The following is a 26,773-nucleotide window of genomic DNA, read 5'->3' on the forward strand; positions in this document are numbered from 1 at the left end:
CCCTCTATAATCTCCAAGTAGAGGGTTATTCCTTCTGTATAGCGGACAAAATAACAACAAATTCAAAAACTATTACAGAAACATACCAATATTTGCCCTTTTTCTTTGACTATTCTTTTCATTTAGATTTATTATAAAAGTATAACATAATTGCAGGAGGTGACATCTTTATTCCAAACGACGGAATAGAGAATACACTTGGACATATTAAATATTTTTCTCATCTTTGTACTTATCCTTATTTCCGGCTTTTTCGTCGCATCAGAATTCGCTGTTGTAAAAGTACGAAAAAGTCGAATTGACCAGCTTGCAAATGAAGGCAATAAACAAGCCTTAGCTGCAAGAAGTGTCATATCTAATTTAGATGTTTATTTATCAGCTTGTCAGCTCGGGATTACAATCACTTCTTTAGGGCTTGGTTGGCTTGGTGAACCGACTGTGGAACATTTACTACGACCGCTCTTTGAAAAGATTAATATTACTGGAACAATGGCAAATACTTTATCCTTTATTATTGCTTTTAGTGTGATTACATTTTTCCATGTTGTATTAGGTGAATTAGTTCCAAAGTCTTTCGCAATTCAAAAAGCAGAAGCAATCACACTTAAGTTTGCACGACCACTTATTTTATTTGATAAAATTATGTATCCGTTCATTTGGCTACTTAATAGTACTGCTATCTTTTTCACAAAACTACTCGGTTTAGAACCTGCGAAAGAAAATGAACTTGCCCATTCTGAAGAGGAACTACGACTCATTTTAGGTGAAAGTTTCAAAAGCGGCGAAATAAATCAAACCGAATATAAATATGTAAATAATATTTTTGAATTTGACGACCGCGTTGCAAAAGAAATCATGGTCCCTCGTACTGAAATGATTTGCTTATCTACTGAAAATACGTTAGAAGAAAACATGGATATCGTCGCAACCGAAAAATATACACGTTATCCTATCATTGAAAAAGATAAAGATGACATTATCGGGATGATCAATACGAAAGAAGTATTTCATGATCAAACGAAAGGCATTCATAAGCCACTTGAATCTTACATACATCCAGTACTAACTGTATTTGAAACTGTTCCAATTCGTAAAACGTTAGTTCATCTACAAAAAAATCGCGTTCAGATGGCAATCATTATGGATGAATATGGTGGTACTGCTGGACTTTTAACAATGGAAGATATTCTTGAAGAAATCATTGGAGAAATTCAAGATGAGTTTGATGCGGATGAATCACCTATGATTGAAAAACGTACGCCGAAGCTTACTGTTTTAGATGGTAAGGTGCTCATTTCTGAAGTGAATGATATGTTTGGCCTACATATTGATGATAGCGATTTAGATACAATTGGTGGCTGGCTCCTCTCTCAAGCAGTGGATTTAAATATTGAGGCTGGTTATTCCATTGAATTTGCCGGTTTTCAGTTTAAAGCACTAGAACTTGATGGACATCAAGTGAAAAAAATTGCGGTACATAAATTAGACACGAAGAAGGAGTTATAAAGTGACAGTATTATTAACAATCTGTATCATTGCCTGTTTCATTGTTTCATTTCTCGCTTTTATTTACCCTATCATTCCAGGTATCCTCGCTGTTTGGGCTGGATATTTAATTTACCATTTCGGTATAAATGGCGGAGAACTAACAATTTCTTTTTGGATTATTCAAGCGATTTTCACACTATTTATTTTCGTTGCTGATTTTATTGCAAATGGATATTTCTTAAAAAAATATGGAAGTTCTAAATGGGGAGAACGTGTCGGTATGATTTCTATCATCGTCGGATCTTTCTTTTTCCCACCATTCGGTTTAATTATCATACCGTTCTTATCGGTATTTATTACAGAACTAATGCATAAAAAAGCGCCAAAAGACGCCTTTCTAGTAGGTGTTGCTACTGTAGTTGGTTTTTTAAGCAGTACAGTAGCGAAAGCCATTCTCCAAATCATTATGATTATCATATTTGTATGTTATATCGTCTTTTAACCATCCCAATTTCGGGATGGTTTTTTAATATGAAATACCTATTCGGCTATTCTCATATTTGTTTTTACTACACAGATTCCACGTAAATTGCGCTGTATCACCAACTGTTATTTTTGCTCCTCCTTCTGGTAATACATCTTTTTCAGTTCGATATACCCCTGTCACATCACCGTCAATTAAATGCGTCGGACAAACGACCGTCCAACATAAATTACTACTACTAAGTATCTTATATGCAGCTAAATGATCTTCTGCTGCTGTTGTCGATTTCCTTTTTGATTCCGTTGATTGAAAACGATATAAATTTAGATTTGTTCTTGCTTGTAAAATACCGGCTGTTCCTATTGTAATGATTTTATGAACTCCTTCTTCTTCCATTTGCTTTATAATTCGCGGCATACTCTTCGCTAACGTCCCATTTTGATCCGTTCCAAGTGCACTAATTACTATATCGCTTCCTTCTATCGCTTTCTTTATATCATTTTCATTCAATACATTACCTTCTATTACTCGTAACCTTTCATGATATATTTCTATTCTATTTAAATCACGCGCTAATGCAGTCACTTCAGCTGAGTCCTTTAATGCTAATTTTATTACGTTTGAACCTACTCGCCCTGTTGCTCCCAATATACATACTTTCATTTGTTTTCCTCCTCTTTTCATTCTTTCTCTATTTTTCAATAATCTCAATCAATTTACAACAAAAAAGCTTCCTCATTTATAAGAGGAAGCTCTATTATTACTTTATTTCTTTTCTTTAGAATCCGTAGATTTCTCAGTGCCACTTGTTTCTTTATCCTTTTTGTCCTCTTGTTGTGTTGTTGTATCGTCTTCTTTCTTCTTGTCCTCATCTTTACTACAACCTACCATTAATAAAGAACTTGCAAGTGCCATAGCAGTTAATGATTTAACCCATTTGTTCATTTGCGTTTCCTCCTTTTGATAGAATATGTACAATCCCATATTACTCTCTATTTTTAAAGGAGAGATTGACAAATAGTAAATATACGGTAAATATTTGTAAATTTTCTAATAACAAAAAAACTAAGGCCCCTGTCACCTTAGTTTCTTATGCAAATTTCTCATTTTCATATACATGGTTAATTTTATATTCCTTCTTCATAACATATTGCCATACACTATAAGCATAGCGGTTCATTTTCAGGAAACAATTTTCCAAAAACGAGCGAAATTCTGGATTTGCAACTTCAACTGCTACTTGAGCCACCTTTAATGCTAATCGTTTTAAATGTGAGATATAACAAACTGCGATACGAATATCCCCTGTGTATTTATCGTCTATTTCCTTTTCTATTTCGGGTAAATGAAATGACATTGGTTCACAAGTTATCCGCTGTACATTTTCTCCTTCTTGAAAGTTCACTTGTTCATTATAAGCTTGTAACATATACGGTAAATGTCGTTGTAATAAATCCTTTAACTCTTCATCACAAACCCTTCCAGTATACTCTCCTACCTTGTAAATTAGCATATAACTATATCTCATTAATTCTTTCATACAGTCCATGAAAGTGCCTCCCTTCTTTTTGTCTATATGCTATAAATATGATGCTATAACATTTGCTATTCTTGCTAAAAACCAATCCCATTTACTAATTTTCTCAAAATCTTCTTCCGAAAATCTTTTTGATTTATGGAAGTCTTCTTTTAATCGGTTCCATACGTCAGCAACAACTGTTTTGTCATATATAATACAGTTAGATTCACAATTTAAATAAAAACTTCTATTATCAAAATTCGCTGTCCCAATATCCACAATTTCTCCATCAATGATTGTTACTTTCCCGTGAAAAAAACCGTTTCGATATTGATAAATCTCCGCTCCAGCATGTAACATGTCCTTCAAATGCGGATAGGCAGCTTGTTTTAACAATACGGCATCACTTTTAAATGGGACGAGAATTTTCACATTGACACCGCGGTTTAATGCATCTTTTAACGCTTTCATCATTTCTTTACTTGGTATAAAATATGGCGTAGCAATAATTAAAGACTTTTTAGCCTGCTTTAAAAGCGCTCCATATTTTTCCCATAAACCTTTTCCATCTGAAAATAAATATTGATATTTTACATTGCCTATTGTAGGTAAACTTTCATGTACAGGCATTTTTTCTCCCGTATCTTCTTTCCAGTCAGCAGCGAATTTTCTTTCCATATCCGTGGCGCCATTCCCCTTGACTCGCACATGATAATCACGCCACGGACCAAATTTCGGATCTTGTCCAAGGTACTCCTTTCCGATGTTAAAACCACCGATGTATGATACTTTTCCATCTATTGTAACAATGCGTCTATGGTTCCGTTGATGCAACGAATAGAATATGTGTTTCATTTTAGGCTTTTTACTAAACGTAAACTGGACACCATTGCTTTTTAGTTGACGAATTATCTTTTTCTCCAGCTTATATCCACCTATTCGATCGACTGACAATTTCACTTCTACTCCACTCGATGCCTTTTTCTCGAGCAACTGCAAAAACTCTTTGCTTATTTCATCTTTACCTACAATATAAAAATGAATATATATTTTTTTTTCTGCGTTATGTATATCCTCAAATAATTTCTTATATAACTCTTCACCGTTCGTATACAGTTGAAATTCGCCTAATCGAACTTGTCCTAATTCATGTTCACTAGCCATTTTTTTCCCCATTTCCAAATCGATGTTCATCCAAATGAATACACCTATTAAACAAAGGATTACAACGAAAAAGTGTTTCATGGATATTTTCCTTTCTCCACTTACTGTTATTTCTATATCTTCCCTTTTTTAATACAATATAATTCAAGAAAATATGTCATTGCATGATATATGTCCATATCAAACGATAGCTCATTTGCATATTGTATGTTGTATCTTAAAATAAAAGGAGGAAATAACAATGGGCTTCGCACATGGTAATGGATTCGCGCTATTAGTCGTATTATTTATCCTCTTAATCATCGTCGGTGCTGCTTGCTTCTGCTAAGTAGTTATTGTCACATGATATGCGGATAGAAAAACTATAAAAGCGGACACCTATTTTTAGGTGTCCGCTTTTCATATGAAGAACATTTCGCTCTGTTATAATACCTTTAACAACTAAATATTCAATTCAAAAAGTTAGTAATGTAGCTACTTTCTTACTCTCTGCCTTACGTATATGACGTTGTTCTGCACGTAATACTGCAATACGATGTAATTCTTTCTCTTCTTCTGTTTCAGGGATTACTCGCGGCACAGGAACTGGGTTATTTTCCTTACTAAGTGCGACAAAAGTAACAAATGACGTTGCTGCGATACGCTTCTCGCCTGAAATTAAATCTTCTGCTACTACCTTCACAAATACTTCCATAGAAGTTCTACCCGTCCAAATTACAAAGGATTCATAACTAACACAATCAGAAGAGCGAACAGGATGTAAGAAATCAACCCAATCCATAGATGCTGTAACACATTCTTTTCTCGCATGCCTCGTTGCTGAAATAGAAGCAACCATATCCATCTCGGCTAATATCTTTCCACCAAATAGCGTATTGTGATCATTTAAATCTGTTGGAAATACTCGGCTCGTTTTGAACACCCTTGATTCATTGGCAGTTTTCCCCTTTACTTCTGTCATTGTTATCACCCCTTTAATGATTTATCCCTAATATCTCAATAATCACTATACTAAATGAACTACACGTTTAATATTAACAACTTTCAGAACTTTTAGTCCACAAAAAAGAACCGATTTTATCAATCGGCTCCTCTAAATACATATTGTTCTTTCGGCTGTTCAACTTTATTCCATTTCGTTACTTCTAAGACAGGGATATTCGCATGGAACGGCTGATAAAATTCAGTAGAAATTTCTCCCTCTATTTGAATCCAATCATCGTTTTTCCATTCTACACCTTCTGGCTTTTTCACTAACATACCATATACACCAGAATCCGCTACACAATGTATAATACCGAAACGGAATAAGAAGTATTGTTCTTTTTTAGATGAATCATCTTTGAAAACAAACCCTTTATAGGATAGTTTTTTCCCAGTAAACTCGCCAGGATAATTATAAATCGTCTCCATACCTTTTAAGAAATCTTCATCTTTTAAAGCAATATTATCTTTCGTAACAAACTCTTTCTTCCCTTTTTCCATTACACCACGGTATCCTTCTTTTCCGTAATAAATACTCGTGTCTGGTCTTAAGAATTGCCTTGTCATAAACGGATCTTTACTTTCTGCTTGCGCAACAGGAAAATGAAATCCTTTCGCCTTAACGATATCTGAATCTAACGTTGCAATCGGGAAAAACAATCCTGAGACAATCGGAAAACAAAACAATGAGTACGAAAATACTTTTTTCCACCATGTATTCTCATCTTTTGAATGGTCATGCCCGCAATGGCTATGATCACAACTACAATCTTGTTTTCCTTGTTCTTTCTGATGTTCTTTTTGGAATACGATAATAATTTGAACGATCGTTAAAAAGCCTAAAATAATAGCTGCTGTTGTTGATAAATAGGCATACTTCATATTGATATACTTCGTAATATTACCTGAAATATGAAGCTGCTCGATTAAGATTGTAAAACCTAATAATATATATGCTCGAAACATAACCTACCACCCCATCGCATAAATGAGTAGTGAGCTTGCATAAACAACAAGTGTAACTGTAGCTATAACGACAATTACAAATTTCGTTTTAAATGTTGCAAGCATCATAAACATATTTTTAATATCCACCATCGGTCCATATACAAGGAACGCGACAAGTGATGCTGTTGAAAATGTACTTTGGAATGATGAAGCAATAAACGCATCCGCTTCTGAACAAAGTGATAATATATATGCAAGTCCCATCATAACAGCTGGTGAAGAGAACGGCCCTTGTCCTATAGCAAGAAGTGTTGAAGTTTGTACGAACGTTTGAACTGCCGCTGCAATTAACGCACCTAATACTAAATATTTTCCCATCGAGAAAAATTCCTCAACAGCATGCGTACATACATCCCACATTTTTTTACGTAATGGACGCTTATGATTCACTTCTGGGAAGTGATCATCTCGTAATTGATGTTCTTTAAACATAAATGATAATATAATTCCAACAATAATTGCTACGATAATCGCTACAATAGAACGATACCATACCATGTGCATACTACTTCCAAAGGCAACGTATGTTGCAAATAATACGACTGGATTAATGATCGGCCCAGTTAACATAAATGCAATCCCCGCATATGGTGGAACCCCTTTTCCGATTAATCGTCTTACAATCGGAACGATGCCACATTCACAGCCCGGAAACATCATACCTAAAAAAGTAGCTACTAAAACAGACAGAAATCGGTTTTTCGGCATCCATTTTGCTACCATATCTTCTGTCACAAACATTTGAATGAACCCTGAAATAAATACACCAATGAGCACAAAAGGAAGTGCTTCGATCAATATGGAGATAAAGATTGTATTCATTTGCAGGAATGCTTTCGGTAATTGAAACAATTCCATGATGTATTTCCTCCAACTTTTCATTAACAATATGTAATTTTAACCCCATTTTATTAATTGGACAAGACTTATACAGAATTCACACCTTTCATATACCTTACATTTTATAAGTTATATTCTATTCAAAACTTTCGATTTCATAGCAAAAAAGCTGCTCTAGCGCAGTTATACAACTATGCTAGAGCAGCTTTCTTTTTATTAAAAGTAACGTTTCTTCCAAAAAACAAATGCTAATGTGAAAGATAGTGTTACACATATGATAAGTACAATTACAAAACCATGTGCTTCCCCTTCAAACGGAACCTTTACGTTCATTCCAAAGAAACTAGAAACCATCGTTGGTAATGATAAAATGATTGTAATAGACGTTAACAGTTTCATAACACTATTTAAATTATTTGATATGACAGAGCTAAAAGTGTTCATCATTCCACTTAAAATGTGACTATATATTTCCGCCATTTCAATAGCCTGCTTATTTTCAATCAATACATCTTCTAATAAATCTTGATCGTCTTCATACATTTTTAAAAATGTACTATTACGCATCAATTTTTGAATTACAATTTTATTAGCCTTTAATGACGTTGTAAAGTATACTAAACTTTTTTCAAGGCCTAATAATGTGAAAATCTCTTTATTTTTCATCGATTGATTTAATTGATGCTCTAAATCGATTGTTTTTCGATTAATTTGCTTTAAGTATCTTAAATAATAAGTAGAAATTGTATATAAGAGCTGCAGTGCAAAGCGTGTCTTTTTAAACGTATAAAATTCTTTAATACGTTGGTTAATAAAACGTTCAAAAATTGGGTTTTCTTCTAAGCAAATTGTAACAAAACAATCTGGCATTACAATCATACCTATTGGAATCGTGTCATAAATCGAATTTCCTTCTTCATCATGTCTAACTGTCGGAATATCCACGATAATTAAAGTATTACTGTCTTCCTTTTCAATACGAGAGCGTTCTTCATCATCCAAAGGGTCTTTAATGAAATCTAAGTCTACATTCAAAGTTTGTACTAGATATTGAATTTCTTCTTCCGTTGGATGAAGTACATTAATCCAGCAACCCTTTTGCATTTCCTCAATCTCTTGTAGTTTTCCGTTTCGGTCTGTTAAATACATATTTAACATACTATCACCCCGATTCTTTTTACATGTGGGAATCTACCTCACTTAAACAACAGTTTTTGAACCGCCATGTTCAGCATATGAAACATACGTTTAAATTTCAATAGAAAAATTATTTTGAAAACGTTTTTATAAGAAAAAATTTATAAACATAGAAAAAGACAGAGTGTTCTCTGCCTTAAAAAGCTTATGTTGCCTTTATAACATATTTAGAAAGCATCCACAAGTTAAAGCCAACTGAAATCGTATAGCCAGCGTATGTTGAAATGATAAAACTTACATAATCAAAATATGGAAGCAGCACAATATTTAAAACTATCTTTACAATAAGTCCAATACCTAATCCTATCACTGTTTTCTGTTGTTGATTTATTCCTTGTAACATAGCAGCCGTTACTGTGAAGAGAGAAAATAGTATACAAGCAGGAGCATAGTACTGCAGGATAATCCTTCCCATCTCCGGATCATTTCCCATACCAAATAAAAGAGTATATACCGGCTTGGCTAACACCATCATCCCAATTGCCGCCGGTACCGTAATCCCTACTACTAATACATTCGTCCTCGTGAAATGTTTGTACAACAACTTCGCATTTCCTGCTGTATAAGCTTTCGTCATCTCTGGTACGAGAGACATACTAAAAGCAGTCGCAACAGAAACTGGAATGAGCACAACCATTTGAACTAAACCGATGATCGCATTAATCTTTTCTGCTTCTCCTTGCATATAGCCGATTTGTATGAGTAGTTTATTAATTGTAAATGTATCAATCGTCTGATACAACGGAATCGCTAAACCAACTACAACAAACGGTATTGAATATGTAAAAAGCTCCTTATATAACGAGAAAAAAGATTTGGTTGTTTGCGGTATACTTGCCATCTCTTTTTTCTTTAAATGCCTTCTTCTTTTCATATAATACGCACTTAATACACTTAATCCACCTATAGCCCCCATAAATGCACCAAACGTAGAAATACCAACTGCTAATGAAACAGAGGCTTTTAACACATATAAAACGACAAAGCTTCCTATCAAAATGGTTATGACCCGAAAGAATTGCTCTACAACCACACTGAGCGCAGAAGGTCCCATCGATTGAAACCCTTGAAAGAATCCCCTTAATAAGCTCATTACTGGTACAAGTATTAATGCAAAACTTACAATTTGAATGTTATGAGTTACAGCCGTTACACTATTCCCTGTTTGATCATTTCCATCAATCACTAGTTCAGCTAAATGTGGAGCTAACAAATACAGTGTAAAACATGAGAGAACTCCCATTAAAAGCATAAATACGATACCACTTTTCAGCACTCTTTTAACCGTATGATAGTCATTCAGTTGATCGTATTTTGATACCATCTTTGAAACAGCGAGTGGTAATCCCATCGTTGCAATACTGAGCATAAGCGTATATGGACGGTATGCATATGTGTATAAAACGTACCCACTCGTACCGACCATAGCTGTAAATGGTATAACATATATAAACCCTAACATTTTAGATATCATCGTTGCCATCGTTAAAAATATCGTTCCACGTATAAACGGTGACCCTTTCATCACATTCCTCCGCTACGCTTTATTATTATACATTATGGACAACTTTTTTTTTTAGAACCGAAACAAAAAAAAGCCAATGAAAAATCATTGACTTTAACGTGCTGCTTTTTTCTTTTTGAAATACTTTAAACCGAAGTATAGAGCAACAAAGAGAACCGCTCCTATAATTATGTAATGTGTGTAATCAGATGCATACTCTTTAATGTGTCGCCAATTTCCACCAAGCTTTTCACCTAAGTATATAAATAGGATTGACCATGGAATAATCGCAACTACTGTATACAGTGTAAATAGTTTTAATGGCATCTTAGCTAATCCTGCTGGAATAGAGATGGCATGACGTACAACTGGGATAAAGCGTGCAGAAAAGATTACTCCTGCTCCGTAACGCTTAAACCAATTTTCTGCTATGTCTAAATGATGTTTATTAATAAGTAGATATTTTCCATATTTCTCTACAACTGGACGTCCGCCATAGTATCCAAGCCAATATAAAAAGATTTGAGCTAAAGTACCACCGATTGTTCCAGCAATAACTGCACCAACAAAGCTAATTTTACCATCCGCGACTAAAAAGCCAGCATACGAAAGTACAATTTCACTCGGAATAATTTCAATCATTAAAGCTAGCGCTACTCCAAAGTAACCTAAGCTTGCAAAAAATTGCAATAACTGATCTATTATGCTTGCTAACATTTTATTTTCTATCTCCTTTTTTCTTCACATACCATCCCATTATTACATAAAGGTTGCATTCTGCCAATATCTTCATTCCAACAATATTATCGAGAATAAGCGTTATTAATCTATTAATGTTTCTTTCTCAGGCTCTTTCATGTAGGCAAACATTTCTTTAATTTGCTCTTCTGTATTTCTAGCAATCGATAAATTAGGCAATTCATTCTCACCAAAAAACTCCACATCTTCTGTTTCAATACTAGTTTTCTTTTCGCCACCAATAATCTTACAGCCAATAAAAATTTTATATACATGTGTTGCTGAAGGCGATGGTAGATGTTTTTCTTTATCAAATATAGCAAATAGCTTAAAATCCTCTACTTCATAACCCGTCTCCTCTAAAACTTCTTTCGCAGCTACTTCTGTCGGCGTATAACCGACATCAGCCCATCCACCTGGTAATGCCCATTTCCCATCACTTTTTTCTTTCACAAATAATAGTTTTTCATTTTGAAAAATAACCGCTCTTATATCAACTTTAGGTGTTTGATAGCCTGTCTCACTTGCAAATAATTTCTCAACAACTTCCCAATCTGTTTTTGTGTAATGTGACATCATAGAAGTTGAAATGTCTCTTAATTGTTGGAAACGCTCTATATCATACACATCCTTAGAATACGTTAATCCAGCCTGGGCTATAGATTGTATTTGCTTTACCCAATCAATCCATTTAATCGTCATCTCTACACAACTCCATTCTTTATCAAATAAATACTACTTCACTTTTCATTGATACGTCTTTATTATACAAAAAAGAGATTGATAATGATTCAATCTCTTTCAAATTTAATCCAATTCATGTAAATGTTCTTGTATATACTTTCTTCTTTTAGTTATATATTGAAAAATCATTTCAGCTTCTTGATCAAATGTTTCTATTTTTTCTTTCATATATGGATCTTGTAGTAAATACGGACGAATCAATTCACACAATCCTTCTACTTTCGGACTCATATATGAAACTGTAAATTGTTGTTCCAATATTTCTTCTAAAATACTGCGGTACTGCTTTCTAAATACAGGTATGTCTAACAACCTTGCACTTAACGTATTATACCCTTGAATGCGAATATACTCATGATTAAGTGGTCTTCCTTGTACATCGCGTCCCCAAGTCGCATCATAATCCCACGGTATTACTTCAAATAAATTTGTTTCATCGTTATGATATAATGCATAGTTATGAACAAAGCCATCAAAATTTTGCGTAAAAATGACTCCAGCTAACCACCGTAAATATTTGTCTACATGTAGAAACTTCCCAATTTCTTTTTCATAAGCTTCCCTCGTCAATGTATTCGCTTGAAATACAAATTCACTCAGTTGTTCCTCACTGTTTTTATTTGAATATTTAAATTCATAACCCGCAAAAAGCTCTGTCTTAACATCTTTATCTCTCTCACTCATTAAAGAAAAATTCGCATCATCATCGATAGCATAATAAATAGAACCACTCGGTAACCCTCTATTTTTCAAAAAGTTTTCATCAACTGATTCTAACTGCAAATATACGCCTTGAATTTGACCATTAATTTTTACAAATACATGTTGTGACTTTGGTGAAAGTACACCAATATCATGAAAAAAATCTAAAGATAATTTATTACGTATGAGAGACGGATCCATAAACTCAGAATTCAAATGAACCTCTTTCGCGCCTTGAAATTTTTTCGGTTTATAAAACATAACATGATAAGACTTTTTCTCAAATTCACGAATATGAGCACCTCGATATACGATATCAATATCACACTTCTTTTTTCCATAAGTTAATTTTGCTGGCACTGGACTATCTGACCAAATATCTTTTTTCAATTCCACTAAGTACATTGGATGAATAAAAAAATCATATGAAGGTAGCATATTTCCACATCCCTTCTCAGTTCTCTTCATTCAATGTATGCACCTCGCCTTGTCCATACATCCGCTATCAACTATTTATATAAAATTACACTCTTGTCCTGTTCAGAAAGATACCTATATACATATTCTGTTAAGGAAAAAGAATACCTTTTCAATTAAATACATGATAAGGAGGATTTCTATGAAACGTGATATTAGAAAAGCTGTCGAGGAAATCAAAAGTGCAGGGATGGAAGATTTCTTACATCAAGATCCAAGCACTTTTGAGTGCGATGAGGATAAATTCTCTCATCATCGATGTACAACAGGGTGTAAATGTACAACAGGAAGTAAATGTACAACAGGGAATAAATGTCCAAGAACAAGATGTACTCGCGTGAAGCATTGTACTTTCGTTACAAAATGTACTCATGTTAAAAAGTGGACATTTGTTACGAAATGTACTCGTGTTCGCGTTCAAAAATGGACGTTCGTTACAAAAGTGACACGTAGAAAAGAATGCGTTATAGTTACAAAACGTACTCGCGTGAAAAAATGTACTTTCGTTACAAAATGCGTGCGCTTTGAAAAGAAATGTTTCTGGACAAAACGATGTTTCTGTAAAAAATGTGTATTTTTCCCTCATAGCCATCATGGTTCTTGTGATGATTCGTGGGATCATGGTAAAGACTGTCACGATGACGGGCACAAATGGAATGATTGCAAAGATTGCAGACATAAGTCCTCTTCTTGCAAAAACAAGAAATTCGATCACTTCTGGTATAAAAAACGTAATTGCTAGTTTTTTATACCCACAAAAAAAAGGCCGTTTTACGGCCTTTTTTACTTTTCTTGAAAATGACTTATATCTGCAAATTGTTTTACTTCACCACAATCGTCATCAAACTCAATAACACTAAGACTAGCGCTATGCATGAATGGATCATCCCATACATTCGCAATTTCAATACCCGCAAAATGTCCTACAAGTAGCTTTGCCGCTGCCGCATGAGAAACAATTAATATACTTTCACCTTTATGCTTTTCTAAAAGAAGCTGCATCCCCTCAATTACCCTTTTATGAACAGCCTCAAAATTTTCTCCCGATGTGGATTGAAAAAGATGTGGCTCATACCAAAATAACTGTATCTCGTCTGGGTATTGCCTTTCTATATCATCAATTGTCTGTCCCTCCCAAATACCCATGTTAATTTCATAGAAATGCTCATCCGCGATTATCGGTATATCACGTTCTCCCTTTATTAACTCTGCAGTATGTAGGGTTCTTTCACTTGGACTGCTATAAATCGCATGGATAGATAAATCTTTCATTCGATCTCCTAATTGCTTAGCCTGTAGCATACCATTTTCAGTTAAAGCAGAATTTTTCCGCCCTTGCATTCGCTTCGCTACATTCCATTCCGTTTCACCATGCCTTGTTACATATACCGTTGTTTTCATTTCCTATTCCCCCTTACCAGTTCGGCCGCAATTCCCACGGTTCTACTCTTCCTACAATCCATTCCGTACACTTACTTTCAATACCTTTTATAACCCCTTCAGCTATCTCGTCATGAGTAAGCCATCTTGCATGTGTACCTTCTAAAATAAATCCTAATATAATTCTATGAAAACTACATTGTGTACTCCCTATTTTTTGTATGTTCATACGCGATGCTTTACTGCCTAAAATATGAAATAAGCTATATGTTTTAGAAGACAATTCTAGCTCGTTACAAATAAGTGATAAAGCACGCTCTGCACTTGCGTGTACCCATGCGACAACTAATGTTATTGGACCATTTTTCTCAATTGTATCTTTAATAGCCACCTTCACGTCGTCATCATCATGATAATCTAGAGAAAGGCATGTAATACTTTTAGGTGCCGAACTCGCTCGCTTAACATTTTCTAACTTCACTTCATCTCGTCCAATAATAGAAACATGGAATCCTTGATCACAAAGCCACATAGATACTTTCTTTAACATCCCTGTTCCACCAATTACAAGCGCATGCAAATGCTCTCTCCTCCCTTAATAAAACGTCATATGAGATTTCTCATCCCTATAATAATTTAGACGGTCTTGTAACGTCCCTGAATGAAACTCAAACTTATGACCATCAGGATCAACAAAATATATAGACTCACAATCTCTTACATCTCGTTCTCTTCCTTGTAAAATATGAACATTATTTTCTTCTAACCGCTGCAATAGGCTTTCTAAGTCTTCTTTTTCAACAGAGAATGCAATGTGCGTATAAGATTGACGAATCTCATCTCTCGGAATATGCGCCTCTTCATTAAGCGCTATCCATACTCCACATATGTTAAAATACGCTAGTTTTCTCCCTTTAACTAATAATTCTCCTTCTAGTACTTTTTCGTAAAATGTAATAGATTTTTCTAAATTAGATACTGAAAAACATAGATGATTAATTCCCTTTAACAATTCTACTTCCTCCTATACAAATAAAAGATGAGCGAAAATTCACTCATCTTTTATTATACTATTTTTTTGTAATATATGCCCATTTATAACTGAAGTCTCCACCAAACGTATGATTCGCAATACCTTTTACGTAAGGTTTCTCTAAATACGCTGTACTTTGTTGATACGCAGGAGAAATAGCAGCATCTTGACCAATTAAGATTTTTTCAGCTTCCGCAAGTGCTTTCCAGCGTGCTGCGTCATCTTTTAATAGTTCTCCTTTAGATTTCGCTACTAAATCATCATACTTCGGATTTGAATACTCCATTTCATTAAATGAGCTTCCAGTCACGAACATATCAATATAAGTCATTGGATCTGGATAATCTGGACTCCATGCAGATAATGAGAATTCATATTCAAATTTCTTTTCTAAATCTAATTTCTGCTTATATGGTTGTTGTTTCAAATTCACTTTAATACCAGGTAAGTTTTTCTCAAGTTCTGATTTAATAAAGTCGCCCACTTTTTTACGACTACCGTTATCATCATTTAGTAATTCTACTGTAATTGTATCTTGACCAAGCTCTTTCTTCGCTTCTTCCCATAATTTTTTTGCTTTCGCTGCATTATCTTTACTATCACGGAAGTTTTTATTTACAGAGCGGAAGTCTTTTCCATCCGGTCCTTTCGTAAATTTCTCAGGTACTAGGAAATATGCTGGTAATGAACCGTCATTTAAAATAACATCAGCAATTCCTTTTTTATCGTATGCTAAATCAATCGCTTCACGAACCTTTTGGTTTTTAAATGTTGCATTTTTTTGATTAAAGCGTAAGAAATACATACGCGGGTCTAATTTCGTTTTAAATTCATCTGGTTTATTCTTTTTATATTTATCAACAAACTCAGAGCTTAAAATAACACGGTCTGCTTGATCACTGTCATATAAATTCACTCCAGTGCTCGTTTCCTTCACTATACTTACATTAATTTCTTGTAATTTTACAGCATCTTTATCCCAATAATTTGGGTTCTTCTTTAACTGATAACTTTGTTCATGTTTCCATTCACTCATTGTAAATGGACCATTATATACTAGTTTATCTGCTTCTAATCCGTATTTATCCCCTTGTTCTTTTACATACTTTTCATTTAATGGGAAAAATGTAGGGAAGGACGTAAGCTCAAGAAAATAAGGTGCCGGTTGCTCTAATTCTACTACCAACGTTTTATCATCCTTCGCTTTAACACCTAATTGATCTGGCGGTAATTCCCCTTTATTTACTTTCTGTGCATTCTTCACATCAAATAAAATGAAAGCATATTCTGCAGCTATCGCTTTATCTAATGTACGTTGCCAAGCATATACGAAATCTTGCGCTCGAACTGGATCACCATTTGACCACTTTGCATCACGTAATTCAAATGTATATGTCTTTTTATCTTCACTAATTTTCACATCTTTTGCCATACCTGGCGTTGGTTTATTATCTTTATCTAAACGATATAAACCTTCCATTGCATTTACAAATACACGGAAGGATACAGAATCTGTCGATTTAGATGTATCCATTGAAGGAATTTCAGCTGTTTCTAGCAAATTTAATACTTGCTTATCTGCCACTCCCTTATTTGGTTCTTTCTTCGTTGTCGAAGCCTTTTCCCCATTCCCACATCCTGCAACCAAAACACTAGTTGATAACGCAAGTGCAGCAATTGTTGTTGTCTTTTTCTTCATTCTTCCTTCCCCCAATCTATATGTATAAGTTAAAGCCCGTATAATATATATCATTATACAAAAGATTCTGATTATTTTAAATATTTATTTTAACAAAAAAAGAAAAAAGCGGACAGAATTCAATTTCTGTCCGCTTTTTTGTATAACATGTACTTGTAATCCATCCTCAATGTCAAATGGGTTTTGAACCTTAAATATATCATCCATCATCTTCAAAAACTCTTCTTCATTTTTAGATTCGCCATTAATCGAAAGTGAGTATGGCTCAACTTCACCTAATCTATAATCAATAACAAATCGAATTGTCACCTGCTGTTTTGGCATCCCAGGGCTATACCCTTGGAATTCTACTAATTCTAGCCCTTCCGTCCCGCGATAATATATCCACTCTGGCTTTTGAAAATAATTTTCAAATGATTCACCAATTGAAAAGAAAGGATATTCATAAAGCGAGTTTGTACGAACTTTTTGAATAATATCTCGATCAGTTGGAAAAAAGAAATGGCTGAAGAAAATAGTAGCAACTGCTAACATAGTAACGATTGTCGCTCCCATTTTACTCGTGCCGCCACTATCACGAATGAGATATTTTTCAACCGATTCATCTTTAATTCCCCGTGCTTTTATTCTATATATACGCCTTTCTGCAAATTGATAATAGAATCCATTCGCAAAAATCGCCATTCCAAATAAAATAAAAACGAGTAATAAAAACGTAAGAGGCACCATATTAATGATCGGCAATGCTACATTGAAGCCCATATAATAAGAAAATGCATCACACGCTAATAATAACAATACAAATAATGCTGCAGGTAAATAATGCTTACGATACCCAAGCCAACCTACATTGAAAATAGCTGCCCAACCATTCCAGCTCCACCTAGCAATCCGCTTTTCCTCAAGCTCCCATTTCCTTTTGTAATACGGATATTGTCTCCCTACATATACTTCTAATTCCTTGTCTATTAGCGAGCTTCCATCACCTTGTTCAGTATGCAAAGTCCGCTGGCAACTTTCACAATTCAATTGATTCCCCTCGCAAAGTTGCCCACAATTTATACATTTCAAAACAATCCCTCTTCCCATCCATACGTCATTTCAAAATACCTTCGTGTTTTAACAACCACTCTTTCCTCCATAAACCACCCGCATACCCAACAAGTTTCCCACTCTTCCCTATTACACGATGACACGGAACGATTATTGATATCGGATTACGACTATTTGCTCCTCCTATCGCTCGTACAGCTTTCGGATTTCCAACTTTCTCTGCAATATCTAAATATGAAGCACTTACGCCATAAGGAATAGTATAGAGCGCATCCCATACATTTTTTTGAAATGGTGTTCCCTTAGCAGACAGTGGGACCGTAAACTCTTTTCTTTTCCCCTTAAAATATTCATCTAGCTCATTTATACATTGATCTATCATTTCATTTTTATGTTCTTCTTGTCTCTCATGAACAAATATAACAGACGTAATTCCTTTATCGTTCGCTGTAATTTCTAGCAAGCCTAATTCACTTTCATAATAAGCCTGGTACATATGTCATCCTCCAATTCAATTCATATTAATTATTGTAACACGAATAGACAAAATTTTTCGTATAAGCGTTTTATTAGAGAAAGAAAAAAGAGAATGGTAAAATATAAGAAAATTCAATCAAGGAGGCTATTTGATGCATTCCAAACTTTTTTCACCCTATACAATTAAGGATGTTACAGTAAAAAACCGTATCGTCATGTCGCCTATGTGCATGTATTCTTCAGAAAATGAGGATGGCCAAGTAACTAATTTTCATCTCGTTCATTATGGAACTCGGGCTGCCGGTCAAGTTGGTTTAGTGATGATTGAAGCAACAGCCGTGTTACCTGAAGGGAGAATTTCTAACAAAGACTTAGGTATATGGGATGATAGCCTAATTGAAGGCTTACATAAAACGACAACTTTTATACATGATAACGGTGCAAAAGCCGCCATTCAACTCGCTCACGCCGGAAGAAAAGCTGAATTAGAAACAAATGCTTTAGCTCCTTCAGCAATTCCGTTTAATGACACTATGAAAACGCCAGTAGAAATGAGTATACAGCAAATAAAAAATACCATATTAGCTTTTCAGCAAGCTGCAGTACGATCAAAACAATCTGGATTTGACGTTATTGAAATACACGGTGCTCACGGTTATCTTATTAATGAATTTCTTTCTCCGCTTACCAATAAGCGGACTGATGAATATGGTGGTTCACCTGAAAATCGCTATCGTTTCTTACGCGAAATCATTGAATCGATAAATGAAGTGTGGAACGGACCGTTATTTGTTCGTATTTCAGCAAATGATTATCATCCTGACGGGTTAACAGTTCAAGATTATGTTCAGTATACAAAATGGATGAAAGAACAAGGGGTAGATTTAATCGATTGTAGTTCTGGCGCTGTTGTACCAGCGCGTATTGATGTGTATCCTGGATATCAAGTACAATATGCTAAACATATTAAAGAGCATGCTAACATTGCAACAGGTGCAGTTGGATTGATTACAAACGGAGCACAGGCTGAGCAAATTTTAAATAATAACGAGGCAGATTTAATTTTCATCGGACGTGAGTTACTTCGCAATCCATACTTCCCAAGAATAGCAGCCAATGAGCTTGGCTTTGAATTACAAGAGCCGTATCAATACGAGCGAGCACCTGGGAAAATCAGTACGAATAAATAAAACCGAGAAGTCATTCTTCTCGGTTTTGTTTATTTTATCATTGTAATTTCATTTGAATTATACGTATGAATACCCGATTCTTCTCGTAGCGCGGTTATATACATCCCTTTCGCCACATCTTTAGCTGAAATTGGTTTATACTTTTTGAAAGCCCCTTTAAAGATAAAAGGAATAATTCGAGATAACTTTTCAGCCATTCGTTCACCAAAACGAAATTCTTGTCGATTCCCTACTAATAAAGATGGCCTAAAAATGTGAATACCACCGATCACTAATTTTTGCAGTTCCTCTTCCATTTTACCTTTCACTTGTGAATAAAAGAAAAACGATTTAGGATTTGCCCCCATAGAAGAAACAACAAGGAAATTTTGCACCCCTTGTTTTTCAGCTAGGCAAGCTGCTCGTAACGTATATTCATAATCTACTTTTTTGAAATTCGCCTTTGTTTTTGCTTTTTTTATTGTTGTTCCTAGGCAACTAAAAACATCATCTACAGCAAAAAACTCTTTATACTCCTCTAATGCAGAAAAATCTACTTGCCTTTGCTGTAACTTTTCATGCTGCCATTGCATTGTTTCTCTTACAAAAATAGTAACCGAATCGTAGTAATCTGATTCAAGTAATAGACGCGTTATCTCTTGTCCAACTAAGCCACTTGCACCAAGTACTAACGCTGTTCGCTTATTCATATATGTGTATACCTCTTTATTTACTATTCTCTCCTATGGCTAATCGCCACTAACAGGAGTTTCCGTTCTTCCATTTTACCATAAGTAAAGCACTATGCGTACGCATAGTGCTTTACTTACTCATTTTTCTCATCTTTCTCTGGCAATTTCGTAATTGTTGATGCATTCCCTAAATTACTTATTAATCTTCTTAAAAAAATTAAAACTAATGCTAATGGGAATACTACCGCTAATATCAATAATATAGCTTCCATTATATATCCCAAACACTCATCCCCCTCTTCACCCTCCTTTCAAATATATGAACGCTGCGTTGTCACATATGCATGCATTAGCAAAAATAATACATCTATATTTGACAACTTTATAACAAAATCAAATCGGAATGATTATTATTTATTGCAACTTTATTAAAGATGTATTATACTAAGTTCGCAAACTAAAACGTAATTATTCCGTTTTGTATTAAAATGATATTTTTCTTCTATAATTGGGGAAAATATATCCGTATAAAAGAAAAGAGGAGAACTTCATGCCTAAGAGATTGACTATATTTTCATTCTTACTTATTTTCACTTTAATGTTTACTGGCTGCTCAAATAAAAAAGAAAGTACTGCCAAGAAAGATGGAAAGCTAACTGTTTATACAACTATCTTCCCTCTTGCTGATTTCGCAAAAAAAATTGGTGGCGACTATGTAACGGTTGAAGCGATTTATCCACCTGGTGCAGATTCTCATACATTTGAGCCAAGTCAAAAACAAACAGTACAAGTTGCAAAAGCCGATTTATTCGTTTATAACGGCGCTGAATTAGAGCCATTTGCTGAAAAAATGGAAAAAGCATTACAAAAAGAAGATGTTAAAATTGTAAATGCATCAAAAGGTATTGAACTGCGTACTTCTACTGAAGAAGAGCATCATGATCATGGAGACGGCCATAAAGAGGATGAACATCATCACGATAAAGACCCACACATTTGGTTAGACCCTACTCTAGCAATGAAACAGGCAGAAAAAATTAAAAATGCACTTGTAGAATTACAACCTGACCATAAACAAGAGTTCGAAAAAAACTTTGCAGCACTTCAAACAAAATTTACTGATTTAGATGATCAATTTAAAGCTGCTGTAGCAAATGCAAAAACGAAAGAAATTTTAGTTTCTCATGCTGCATATGGGTACTGGGAACAACGTTATGGCCTGAAGCAAATTCCTATCGCTGGAATCTCAGCTTCTGATGAACCATCTCAAAAGCAACTTGCTGATATTACAAAAACAGCAAAAGAACATAACTTAAAATATATTTTATTTGAAACATTCTCTACTCCAAAAGTAGCATCCGTTATTCAAAAAGAAACAGGTACAAAGATTTTACGCTTAAATCACTTAGCTACTATTTCTGAAGACGATGCGAAAAATAATAAAGATTACTTCACTTTAATGGAAGAAAACGTGAATACATTGAAAGAAGCTACTAACTAATCAACTTTTGATAAGAAGCTGAATATGACATTCAGCTTCTTTTTTATGTGCTTCTGCTTGACTTGACCAAAATAACAAGTAAAATTATCCATATTAGCTTTTGAGCTATATAAATTTAGAAGGCGAGTTGGAATTATGACTCTTCACATTTGTGAAGTAACAGGAAAAAATTGGCGTTCAGTAGCTGCTTTAAACGTCGCAAAAGACCAGCAGCAATTTATTGAAAGTAATGCGTTTTCTTTAGCAGAATCCTTATATGAAGGAAACGGAACGTCAATAGGTTTATATGATGGAGAAACACTTGTAGGATATGCAATGTACGGATGGTATTGGGAAAAGCGTAAAAGTGTGTGGTTAGACCGCTTTATGATTGACCAACAATATCAAGGAAAAGGATATGCAAAACGTTTCCTTCACCTGCTTATTCAATTCTTACAAGAAAAATTTGAATGTAATATAATTTACTTAAGTTTACATCCTGACAACAAACTCGCAATGGGACTATACGAATCATTTGGTTTCCGTTTAAACGGGGATATTGATGATGAAGGCCCAGTTGTAGGTGTTGTAATGGAGTTACTTTTAGATGAACATACAAGTCTGTGAAAACAGGCTTTTTATAATCCTTCGTTTTTTACAATCTAGCATTTTTCTCAAAGCGCTTAGTTAAGTCCCAAAAATAAGCCTGCAATATACGCAGACTTATTTCACACACTCCTCGAAATGTTCTTGGAACCATTCTTTATTAATATCTTTTCCGATAAACACGACTTCACTTACTCGTTCTTCGCCCTCTTGCCACTCTCTATCGTATGATGCAGCAAACAATGTATGCACACCTTGGAAAACGATACGTTTATCTACTCCATCGATAGATAAAATCCCTTTATAACGATATAAATACTCCCCTAGCTCTTGAACGACAGCTGACATCCACTCATTTAATTTTTGTAAATCTAACGGGCGCTCTTCGCGTAGTACAAACGATTTTACACCTTCTAGATGATTCTGTTCTGTATGAGGATAAATTTGTAACGTATCTTTCGTTTTAAACGTTTGAATTTGTAGTAACGATGGAATGTCTACATCACAGTTAGTGGCCTCGATTAACTTTGCAGTTGGGTTAATACCTTGCAGTTCCTGCAATAGATTTTCCTTTTCACTTTCATTCACTAAATCTAATTTATTTACTAAAACGACATCAGCAAATGCAATTTGTTCCTTTGCTTCTAGCCCTTTTTCAAAATGTTTATGTATATGATAACTATCTACTACTGTTACAACACCGTTAATTTGGTATGCAGATTGAATGACTGGATCTAAAAAGAATGTTTGTATAATCGGTCCTGGATTTGCAAGGCCAGTCGTTTCAATTACTAAACCATCAAAATCCATTTTACCTTCTGCTTTTACGTCCAGTAATTGTTTTAAAGCAACGAGTAAATCCTCACGTACAGTACAGCACAAACAGCCGTTTGTCATTTCCATAATTTCTTCTTCAACATTCATAATCAACTGATTATCAATACCAATTTGTCCGATTTCATTTACGATCACTGCTAATTTCTGGCCGTGATTCTCTGATAAAATACGATTTAATAATGTCGTTTTCCCTGATCCAAGAAAACCAGTTAATATTGTTACTGGAATCATTTCCTACATCTCCTTATAGTTATATATTTCTACATTATAGCATATAGAGAAAATCGTTTTTGTAGCAAAACATATTTATTGTTTGTACGCCCCTCTAACTATATAATAATATGTAGTAAGAAAGCCTTTTCAAAAAAATAACCATTCATCAAGGGGGTACTTATAATGGAACGAGTTCAAATGGCCGAAACGCTAGAATTTTCTCGTATTATTCAAGGTTTTTGGCGCTTAGCAGAATGGAATATGACGAAACAAGAATTACTTTCTTTCATTGAAGAATGTATGGATATGGGGATTACTACTTTTGATCACGCTGATATTTATGGCGGTTATACGTGCGAAGGATTGTTTGGAGAAGCGTTACAATTAAAGCCTTCCTTACGAGAAAACATGCAAATTATCACAAAGTGTGGAATCGCTCCCCCATCACCAAAATTTCCAGAGCGGTATGTTGCTCACTACAACACTAGTGCAGAACATATTATTCAAAGTGCAGAAGCATCACTTAAAAATTTACATACGGATTATATTGATGTACTGCTCATTCATCGCCCTGATCCTTTTATGGATCCAAATGAAGTGGCGGAAGCATTCTCACGCTTAAAGCAAGAAGGAAAAGTCCGTCATTTTGGTGTATCTAACTTCTTACCTTCTCAATTTAATATGCTAAGTTCGTACTTAGATTTCCCGCTAATTACGAATCAAATTGAAGTATCTGCACTGCAGCTTGAGCATTTTGAAAAAGGGACAATTGATTTATGTCAGGAGAAACGAATCAACCCAATGATTTGGTCACCACTTGCAGGTGGTGAAATTTTTACTGGTCAATCAGAACGCGCTGTACGTGTACGTGAAACTGTTCAAAAAGTTGCGACTGAGCTAGGTGTTAATAGCATCGATACTGTTATGTACGCATGGTTACTCGCTCATCCAGCTAATATGATGCCAATCGTTGGCTCTGGTAAATTAGATCGTGTAAAAACAGCCGCTCTTGCTACAAAAGTTAACTTAGATCGTCAACAATGGTTTACAATTTTCGAAAGCTCTAACGGGCATCCTGTACCATAATTTTAAAAAAGAAGAGCTGTTTTCTTACAGCTCTTCTTTTTCATATGTATTTCTCGTCATTGCAAATACACACATATCCCTTAATCCATTTCCATCGACCGCAACACTCGCACTTTCTAAAATACCTTCTAACTTAAATCCTAATTTCTCTGGTATGGCTCTACTCTTCTTATTTAGAGAATCACAACGAATTTCTACTCGGTTTGCTTTCAGTTCCAAAAATGCGTAATCCGTTATACCTTTCGCAGCCTCTACCATATAACCCTTTCCACTAAACCTTGAATCAATCCAATACCCGATTTCAAATTGAGGTATATCCCAATTAATACGATGTAATCCGGCAGATGCAATAAATTCACCTGTTTCTTTCGAAAATACTAGTAATCTCAAATCTTCACGCTGTAAAAATTGAATATGCGATTTTCTAATACTCTCTTCTATTTCTTCTTCTGTTTGCTCTTTTTGCGCAAACACCATCCAAGGTTTTAATTCTTTCATAGAAGCTTGAATTGCATCATATACAACTTTACCATCACCTGGTTTCGGCATTCGAATAAATAGTCTTTCAGTATAAAATTCAGAAGAAAAATCGAATAATAACGGATTCACTGTAAACACTCCCTATAATTCTTTTATATATAATAATATCCATCTCAAACTATACAGTAAAGAAATTTCTGAATTTTACACATTTTATCCATTCACCTCTAACGCCACACGAACTCCAGATTCAATGGCCCCTTGAATCCATCCATGATATAACGTCGTATGGTCTCCAGCGAAGAATATTCTTCCCTCTGGTTTGACAATCGCTGGTTGCAACTCTGATTCTTGACCTGCCTGAAATAGCGCAAACCCTCCAAGTGCATACGGATCCAACGTCCAATTTTTTGATATTCCAGACAAAAACTCATCATATACTTGACCACCTAATATCGTCGCTAAGTTTTGTAATGCGTAATAAATACGATCACCTTTTGATAACCCATCCCATAACAAAGCATCATAAGACCATGTATAGCTCCCTAACATCATAGCCGGTCCTTCCTCTCCAATTCCATAACTTGGATAATAGGCGTAACGAATTGGCAAATCCGTTATTATTCTGCCGCCTAATTGGCCTTGTTCTTCCCAAAATCGACTTTTAAATTGGATTCCTATTTTCGTTGCAGGCATATAGTGCAATTCACGAATTGCTTTCCATTTCTCATGAGATATAGAATCAAATGGATCTACTTCTACAAAACGCATTGTCGAAAACGGAATGGTAACGATTACTAAATCTCCTGTAATACTACTATATTCAAAAGTTTCCTCGTTCCGATAGAAAGCTGTCACACCATTATCGTGTTGATGTAACTTCATTAATTTTTGATTATATATAAGATTTTCTTCTAATTGTGGTAAAAAAGACTTTGGTAATTTATCATTCCCGCCTACTATTTCACAAAATCCGCCCTCCTCTTGCATAATGTATAAAAAACGTAACGTCTCTACGAATGACCGTTCTAAAAATCCTTCCAAATCTAATAGAACACCAATCATCTCAATTGTTACTGGCGAAAAGTAAGTATTATATTGATAAGGATGATACTTTAAAAATTGTCCTGTAGAGTATCTCCCAAAATCCTTTACTACAACATCCCAATTTTTCTCTGGGTTCTTTTTTATAAAATTTATAATGGGCTGTACCGCTAACAATAATAGTTCCTCAGACGTTTTTCCGACTTCATTCATTTCCATAGGATACCTTAAAATACTTGGATCTTTTTCATATTGTTTTAATGTCGTTTTCCGGCCATTTACGTAAATGATATCAGTCTCATTCCTATTAATAAAAGGGCTCACCTGTAGCCCAAACTTTTTTATATATGCCATCGTTAAAGTGTGCGAATACGGAATTCTCATCGCTCCAACATCTAAATATAATCCGGTATCTTCCATTCTAACGGTCTCTATACGGCCACCTACCCGGTTGTTTGCTTCAAAAATCTTCACTTCATGTCCTGCCGCTTTTAATAAAGATGCCGAAACTAATCCAGCCATACCGGCCCCTACTACAATAATACGTTTCGGACTTGTCGTCTTTTTCAGACCTTTATCTATAACTTGTAACGTTTCATCCATCTCAATGTTATACATTATATCTTTCTGCACAATTCCACCCCTTACTTCACAAAATGAACATTAGTGGTTTAG

The 26,773-nt window shown here is 34.8% G+C and carries 31 protein-coding genes; 8 read left to right on the forward strand and 23 right to left on the reverse strand.

Features of this window, described 5'->3' with window-relative positions; genetic code table 11:
* Positions 1–198: 198 nt before the first annotated feature.
* The gene (locus tag DN410_RS04335; RefSeq protein ID WP_149175493.1) at positions 199–1,506 is read left to right on the forward strand and encodes a hemolysin family protein; all 1,308 of its coding nucleotides are present in this window, start codon (positions 199–201) and stop codon (positions 1,504–1,506) included.
* Position 1,507: 1 nt separating this feature from the next.
* Complete coding sequence (locus DN410_RS04340; RefSeq protein ID WP_149175494.1) at positions 1,508–1,990, forward strand: DUF456 domain-containing protein; 483 nt, start codon at positions 1,508–1,510, stop codon at positions 1,988–1,990.
* Between the two features lie 24 nt (positions 1,991–2,014).
* On the opposite strand, the gene DN410_RS04345 is transcribed toward DN410_RS04340, so the two are convergent.
* From DN410_RS04345 to cls, 4 genes are all read right to left on the reverse strand, one after another.
* The gene (locus tag DN410_RS04345; protein WP_149175495.1) at positions 2,015–2,635 is read right to left on the reverse strand and encodes an NAD(P)-dependent oxidoreductase; all 621 of its coding nucleotides are present in this window, start codon (positions 2,633–2,635) and stop codon (positions 2,015–2,017) included.
* 102 nt (positions 2,636–2,737) lie between these two features.
* The gene (locus tag DN410_RS04350) at positions 2,738–2,917 is read right to left on the reverse strand and encodes a hypothetical protein (protein WP_001045957.1); all 180 of its coding nucleotides are present in this window, start codon (positions 2,915–2,917) and stop codon (positions 2,738–2,740) included.
* Between the two features lie 145 nt (positions 2,918–3,062).
* The gene (locus DN410_RS04355; RefSeq protein WP_149175496.1) at positions 3,063–3,521 is read right to left on the reverse strand and encodes a spore coat protein; all 459 of its coding nucleotides are present in this window, start codon (positions 3,519–3,521) and stop codon (positions 3,063–3,065) included.
* Between the two features lie 30 nt (positions 3,522–3,551).
* Positions 3,552–4,736 carry a cardiolipin synthase gene (gene cls / locus DN410_RS04360; protein ID WP_149175497.1) on the reverse strand — a complete coding sequence of 395 codons (1,185 nt, stop codon included), beginning with the start codon at positions 4,734–4,736 and terminating at the stop codon, positions 3,552–3,554.
* A 160-nt stretch (positions 4,737–4,896) separates the two neighbouring features.
* Here cls and DN410_RS04365 point away from each other — a divergent pair, with 160 nt between their 5' ends.
* Positions 4,897–4,983: a YjcZ family sporulation protein gene (locus DN410_RS04365; protein WP_000505094.1), complete on the forward strand. Its 87-nt coding sequence runs from the start codon at positions 4,897–4,899 to the stop codon at positions 4,981–4,983.
* 126 nt (positions 4,984–5,109) lie between these two features.
* Here the strand turns inward: DN410_RS04365 and DN410_RS04370 are convergent, their stop codons facing one another.
* From DN410_RS04370 to cotH, 8 genes are all read right to left on the reverse strand, one after another.
* Positions 5,110–5,616 carry an acyl-CoA thioesterase gene (locus DN410_RS04370; RefSeq protein ID WP_000141167.1) on the reverse strand — a complete coding sequence of 169 codons (507 nt, stop codon included), beginning with the start codon at positions 5,614–5,616 and terminating at the stop codon, positions 5,110–5,112.
* Between the two features lie 119 nt (positions 5,617–5,735).
* Positions 5,736–6,605, reverse strand: coding sequence for a TIGR03943 family putative permease subunit (locus tag DN410_RS04375; RefSeq protein ID WP_149175498.1), 870 nt, complete (start codon positions 6,603–6,605; stop codon positions 5,736–5,738).
* A 3-nt stretch (positions 6,606–6,608) separates the two neighbouring features.
* Positions 6,609–7,505 carry a permease gene (locus DN410_RS04380; RefSeq protein ID WP_149175499.1) on the reverse strand — a complete coding sequence of 299 codons (897 nt, stop codon included), beginning with the start codon at positions 7,503–7,505 and terminating at the stop codon, positions 6,609–6,611.
* A gap of 198 nt (positions 7,506–7,703) precedes the next feature.
* Positions 7,704–8,645: a magnesium transporter CorA family protein gene (locus tag DN410_RS04385; protein WP_149175500.1), complete on the reverse strand. Its 942-nt coding sequence runs from the start codon at positions 8,643–8,645 to the stop codon at positions 7,704–7,706.
* Between the two features lie 184 nt (positions 8,646–8,829).
* Entirely contained in the window at positions 8,830–10,209 is a 1,380-nt protein-coding gene (locus tag DN410_RS04390; protein WP_149175501.1) for a putative polysaccharide biosynthesis protein, read from the reverse strand.
* 93 nt (positions 10,210–10,302) lie between these two features.
* Complete coding sequence (gene uptA, locus DN410_RS04395) at positions 10,303–10,905, reverse strand: undecaprenyl phosphate transporter UptA (RefSeq protein ID WP_000881208.1); 603 nt, start codon at positions 10,903–10,905, stop codon at positions 10,303–10,305.
* Between the two features lie 105 nt (positions 10,906–11,010).
* Entirely contained in the window at positions 11,011–11,628 is a 618-nt protein-coding gene (locus DN410_RS04400) for an NUDIX hydrolase N-terminal domain-containing protein (protein ID WP_149175502.1), read from the reverse strand.
* 105 nt (positions 11,629–11,733) lie between these two features.
* Complete coding sequence (gene cotH, locus DN410_RS04405) at positions 11,734–12,810, reverse strand: spore coat protein CotH (RefSeq protein WP_149175606.1); 1,077 nt, start codon at positions 12,808–12,810, stop codon at positions 11,734–11,736.
* A gap of 181 nt (positions 12,811–12,991) precedes the next feature.
* Between cotH and exsB the strand changes: the two genes are divergently transcribed.
* A complete protein-coding gene (exsB, locus tag DN410_RS04410; protein WP_149175503.1) occupies positions 12,992–13,591 on the forward strand; it encodes an exosporium protein ExsB in 600 nt (199 codons plus the stop codon).
* A 41-nt stretch (positions 13,592–13,632) separates the two neighbouring features.
* Here exsB and DN410_RS04415 read toward each other — a convergent pair whose 3' ends face one another.
* The 6 genes from DN410_RS04415 to DN410_RS04440 all read right to left on the reverse strand — a co-directional run bounded on the left by DN410_RS04415 (position 13,633) and on the right by DN410_RS04440 (position 18,510).
* Complete coding sequence (locus DN410_RS04415) at positions 13,633–14,250, reverse strand: phosphoserine phosphatase 1 (RefSeq protein ID WP_149175504.1); 618 nt, start codon at positions 14,248–14,250, stop codon at positions 13,633–13,635.
* 13 nt (positions 14,251–14,263) lie between these two features.
* Positions 14,264–14,809: a short-chain dehydrogenase gene (locus DN410_RS04420; protein WP_149175505.1), complete on the reverse strand. Its 546-nt coding sequence runs from the start codon at positions 14,807–14,809 to the stop codon at positions 14,264–14,266.
* Positions 14,810–14,824: 15 nt separating this feature from the next.
* A complete protein-coding gene (fosB, locus tag DN410_RS04425; RefSeq protein WP_149175506.1) occupies positions 14,825–15,241 on the reverse strand; it encodes a FosBx1 family fosfomycin resistance bacillithiol transferase in 417 nt (138 codons plus the stop codon).
* A 58-nt stretch (positions 15,242–15,299) separates the two neighbouring features.
* On the reverse strand, positions 15,300–16,961 hold the full coding sequence (locus DN410_RS04430) for a peptide ABC transporter substrate-binding protein (protein ID WP_149175507.1): 1,662 nt from the start codon (positions 16,959–16,961) through the stop codon (positions 15,300–15,302).
* 84 nt (positions 16,962–17,045) lie between these two features.
* Positions 17,046–18,050, reverse strand: a complete 1,005-nt coding sequence (locus DN410_RS04435) for a DUF2628 domain-containing protein (RefSeq protein ID WP_149175508.1) — start codon at positions 18,048–18,050, stop codon at positions 17,046–17,048.
* 7 nt (positions 18,051–18,057) lie between these two features.
* Positions 18,058–18,510 (reverse strand): methylated-DNA--[protein]-cysteine S-methyltransferase, encoded by a 453-nt coding sequence (locus DN410_RS04440; RefSeq protein WP_149175509.1) that lies wholly within the window; start codon positions 18,508–18,510, stop codon positions 18,058–18,060.
* Between the two features lie 133 nt (positions 18,511–18,643).
* On the opposite strand from DN410_RS04440, the gene namA reads away from it, so the two are divergent.
* Positions 18,644–19,681, forward strand: a complete 1,038-nt coding sequence (gene namA / locus DN410_RS04445; RefSeq protein WP_149175510.1) for an NADPH dehydrogenase NamA — start codon at positions 18,644–18,646, stop codon at positions 19,679–19,681.
* Between the two features lie 29 nt (positions 19,682–19,710).
* Here the strand turns inward: namA and DN410_RS04450 are convergent, their stop codons facing one another.
* Positions 19,711–20,370, reverse strand: coding sequence for an oxidoreductase (locus DN410_RS04450; RefSeq protein ID WP_149175511.1), 660 nt, complete (start codon positions 20,368–20,370; stop codon positions 19,711–19,713).
* 116 nt (positions 20,371–20,486) lie between these two features.
* Positions 20,487–20,636, reverse strand: coding sequence for a hypothetical protein (locus tag DN410_RS27835; protein ID WP_000540562.1), 150 nt, complete (start codon positions 20,634–20,636; stop codon positions 20,487–20,489).
* Positions 20,637–20,902: 266 nt separating this feature from the next.
* Between DN410_RS27835 and DN410_RS04455 the strand changes: the two genes are divergently transcribed.
* Together DN410_RS04455 and DN410_RS04460 are read left to right on the forward strand one after the other, a co-directional pair.
* Positions 20,903–21,853: a metal ABC transporter substrate-binding protein gene (locus tag DN410_RS04455; protein ID WP_149175512.1), complete on the forward strand. Its 951-nt coding sequence runs from the start codon at positions 20,903–20,905 to the stop codon at positions 21,851–21,853.
* Positions 21,854–21,988: 135 nt separating this feature from the next.
* Positions 21,989–22,459, forward strand: coding sequence for a GNAT family N-acetyltransferase (locus tag DN410_RS04460; RefSeq protein ID WP_149175513.1), 471 nt, complete (start codon positions 21,989–21,991; stop codon positions 22,457–22,459).
* Between the two features lie 96 nt (positions 22,460–22,555).
* Here the strand turns inward: DN410_RS04460 and DN410_RS04465 are convergent, their stop codons facing one another.
* Entirely contained in the window at positions 22,556–23,506 is a 951-nt protein-coding gene (locus DN410_RS04465; RefSeq protein ID WP_149175514.1) for a CobW family GTP-binding protein, read from the reverse strand.
* 165 nt (positions 23,507–23,671) lie between these two features.
* Between DN410_RS04465 and DN410_RS04470 the strand changes: the two genes are divergently transcribed.
* Positions 23,672–24,574, forward strand: coding sequence for an aldo/keto reductase (locus tag DN410_RS04470; protein WP_149175515.1), 903 nt, complete (start codon positions 23,672–23,674; stop codon positions 24,572–24,574).
* Positions 24,575–24,598: 24 nt separating this feature from the next.
* On the opposite strand, the gene DN410_RS04475 is transcribed toward DN410_RS04470, so the two are convergent.
* Positions 24,599–25,183 carry a GNAT family N-acetyltransferase gene (locus DN410_RS04475; RefSeq protein WP_149175516.1) on the reverse strand — a complete coding sequence of 195 codons (585 nt, stop codon included), beginning with the start codon at positions 25,181–25,183 and terminating at the stop codon, positions 24,599–24,601.
* Between the two features lie 84 nt (positions 25,184–25,267).
* Positions 25,268–26,731, reverse strand: a complete 1,464-nt coding sequence (locus DN410_RS04480; protein WP_149175517.1) for a flavin monoamine oxidase family protein — start codon at positions 26,729–26,731, stop codon at positions 25,268–25,270.
* Positions 26,732–26,773 lie beyond the last annotated feature (42 nt).

It is taken from the genome of Bacillus sp. SH5-2, assembly GCF_008368905.1.
In the GTDB taxonomy this organism is placed as follows: domain Bacteria; phylum Bacillota; class Bacilli; order Bacillales; family Bacillaceae_G; genus Bacillus_A; species Bacillus_A luti.

What these genes read in the sequence shown, in the direction of transcription:
- DN410_RS04455 (WP_149175512.1), top strand. Translation starts at nt 20,903, where the DNA reads ATGCCTAAGAGATTGACTATATTTTCATTCTTACTTATTTTCACTTTA.
- DN410_RS04450 (WP_149175511.1), bottom strand. Translation starts at nt 20,370, where the DNA reads ATGAATAAGCGAACAGCGTTAGTACTTGGTGCAAGTGGCTTAGTTGGA.
- DN410_RS04415 (WP_149175504.1), bottom strand. Translation starts at nt 14,250, where the DNA reads ATGAAAACAACGGTATATGTAACAAGGCATGGTGAAACGGAATGGAAT.
- namA (WP_149175510.1), top strand. Translation starts at nt 18,644, where the DNA reads ATGCATTCCAAACTTTTTTCACCCTATACAATTAAGGATGTTACAGTA.
- uptA (WP_000881208.1), bottom strand. Translation starts at nt 10,905, where the DNA reads ATGTTAGCAAGCATAATAGATCAGTTATTGCAATTTTTTGCAAGCTTA.
- DN410_RS04380 (WP_149175499.1), bottom strand. Translation starts at nt 7,505, where the DNA reads ATGGAATTGTTTCAATTACCGAAAGCATTCCTGCAAATGAATACAATC.
- DN410_RS04400 (WP_149175502.1), bottom strand. Translation starts at nt 11,628, where the DNA reads ATGACGATTAAATGGATTGATTGGGTAAAGCAAATACAATCTATAGCC.
- exsB (WP_149175503.1), top strand. Translation starts at nt 12,992, where the DNA reads ATGAAACGTGATATTAGAAAAGCTGTCGAGGAAATCAAAAGTGCAGGG.
- DN410_RS04460 (WP_149175513.1), top strand. Translation starts at nt 21,989, where the DNA reads ATGACTCTTCACATTTGTGAAGTAACAGGAAAAAATTGGCGTTCAGTA.
- DN410_RS04470 (WP_149175515.1), top strand. Translation starts at nt 23,672, where the DNA reads ATGGAACGAGTTCAAATGGCCGAAACGCTAGAATTTTCTCGTATTATT.
- DN410_RS04345 (WP_149175495.1), bottom strand. Translation starts at nt 2,635, where the DNA reads ATGAAAGTATGTATATTGGGAGCAACAGGGCGAGTAGGTTCAAACGTA.
- cls (WP_149175497.1), bottom strand. Translation starts at nt 4,736, where the DNA reads ATGAAACACTTTTTCGTTGTAATCCTTTGTTTAATAGGTGTATTCATT.
- DN410_RS04370 (WP_000141167.1), bottom strand. Translation starts at nt 5,616, where the DNA reads ATGACAGAAGTAAAGGGGAAAACTGCCAATGAATCAAGGGTGTTCAAA.
- DN410_RS04355 (WP_149175496.1), bottom strand. Translation starts at nt 3,521, where the DNA reads ATGGACTGTATGAAAGAATTAATGAGATATAGTTATATGCTAATTTAC.
- DN410_RS04365 (WP_000505094.1), top strand. Translation starts at nt 4,897, where the DNA reads ATGGGCTTCGCACATGGTAATGGATTCGCGCTATTAGTCGTATTATTT.
- DN410_RS04375 (WP_149175498.1), bottom strand. Translation starts at nt 6,605, where the DNA reads ATGTTTCGAGCATATATATTATTAGGTTTTACAATCTTAATCGAGCAG.
- DN410_RS04350 (WP_001045957.1), bottom strand. Translation starts at nt 2,917, where the DNA reads ATGAACAAATGGGTTAAATCATTAACTGCTATGGCACTTGCAAGTTCT.
- DN410_RS04435 (WP_149175508.1), bottom strand. Translation starts at nt 18,050, where the DNA reads ATGGGAAGAGGGATTGTTTTGAAATGTATAAATTGTGGGCAACTTTGC.
- DN410_RS04430 (WP_149175507.1), bottom strand. Translation starts at nt 16,961, where the DNA reads ATGAAGAAAAAGACAACAACAATTGCTGCACTTGCGTTATCAACTAGT.
- DN410_RS04440 (WP_149175509.1), bottom strand. Translation starts at nt 18,510, where the DNA reads ATGTACCAGGCTTATTATGAAAGTGAATTAGGCTTGCTAGAAATTACA.
- cotH (WP_149175606.1), bottom strand. Translation starts at nt 12,810, where the DNA reads ATGCTACCTTCATATGATTTTTTTATTCATCCAATGTACTTAGTGGAA.
- DN410_RS04390 (WP_149175501.1), bottom strand. Translation starts at nt 10,209, where the DNA reads ATGAAAGGGTCACCGTTTATACGTGGAACGATATTTTTAACGATGGCA.
- DN410_RS04385 (WP_149175500.1), bottom strand. Translation starts at nt 8,645, where the DNA reads ATGTTAAATATGTATTTAACAGACCGAAACGGAAAACTACAAGAGATT.
- DN410_RS04465 (WP_149175514.1), bottom strand. Translation starts at nt 23,506, where the DNA reads ATGATTCCAGTAACAATATTAACTGGTTTTCTTGGATCAGGGAAAACG.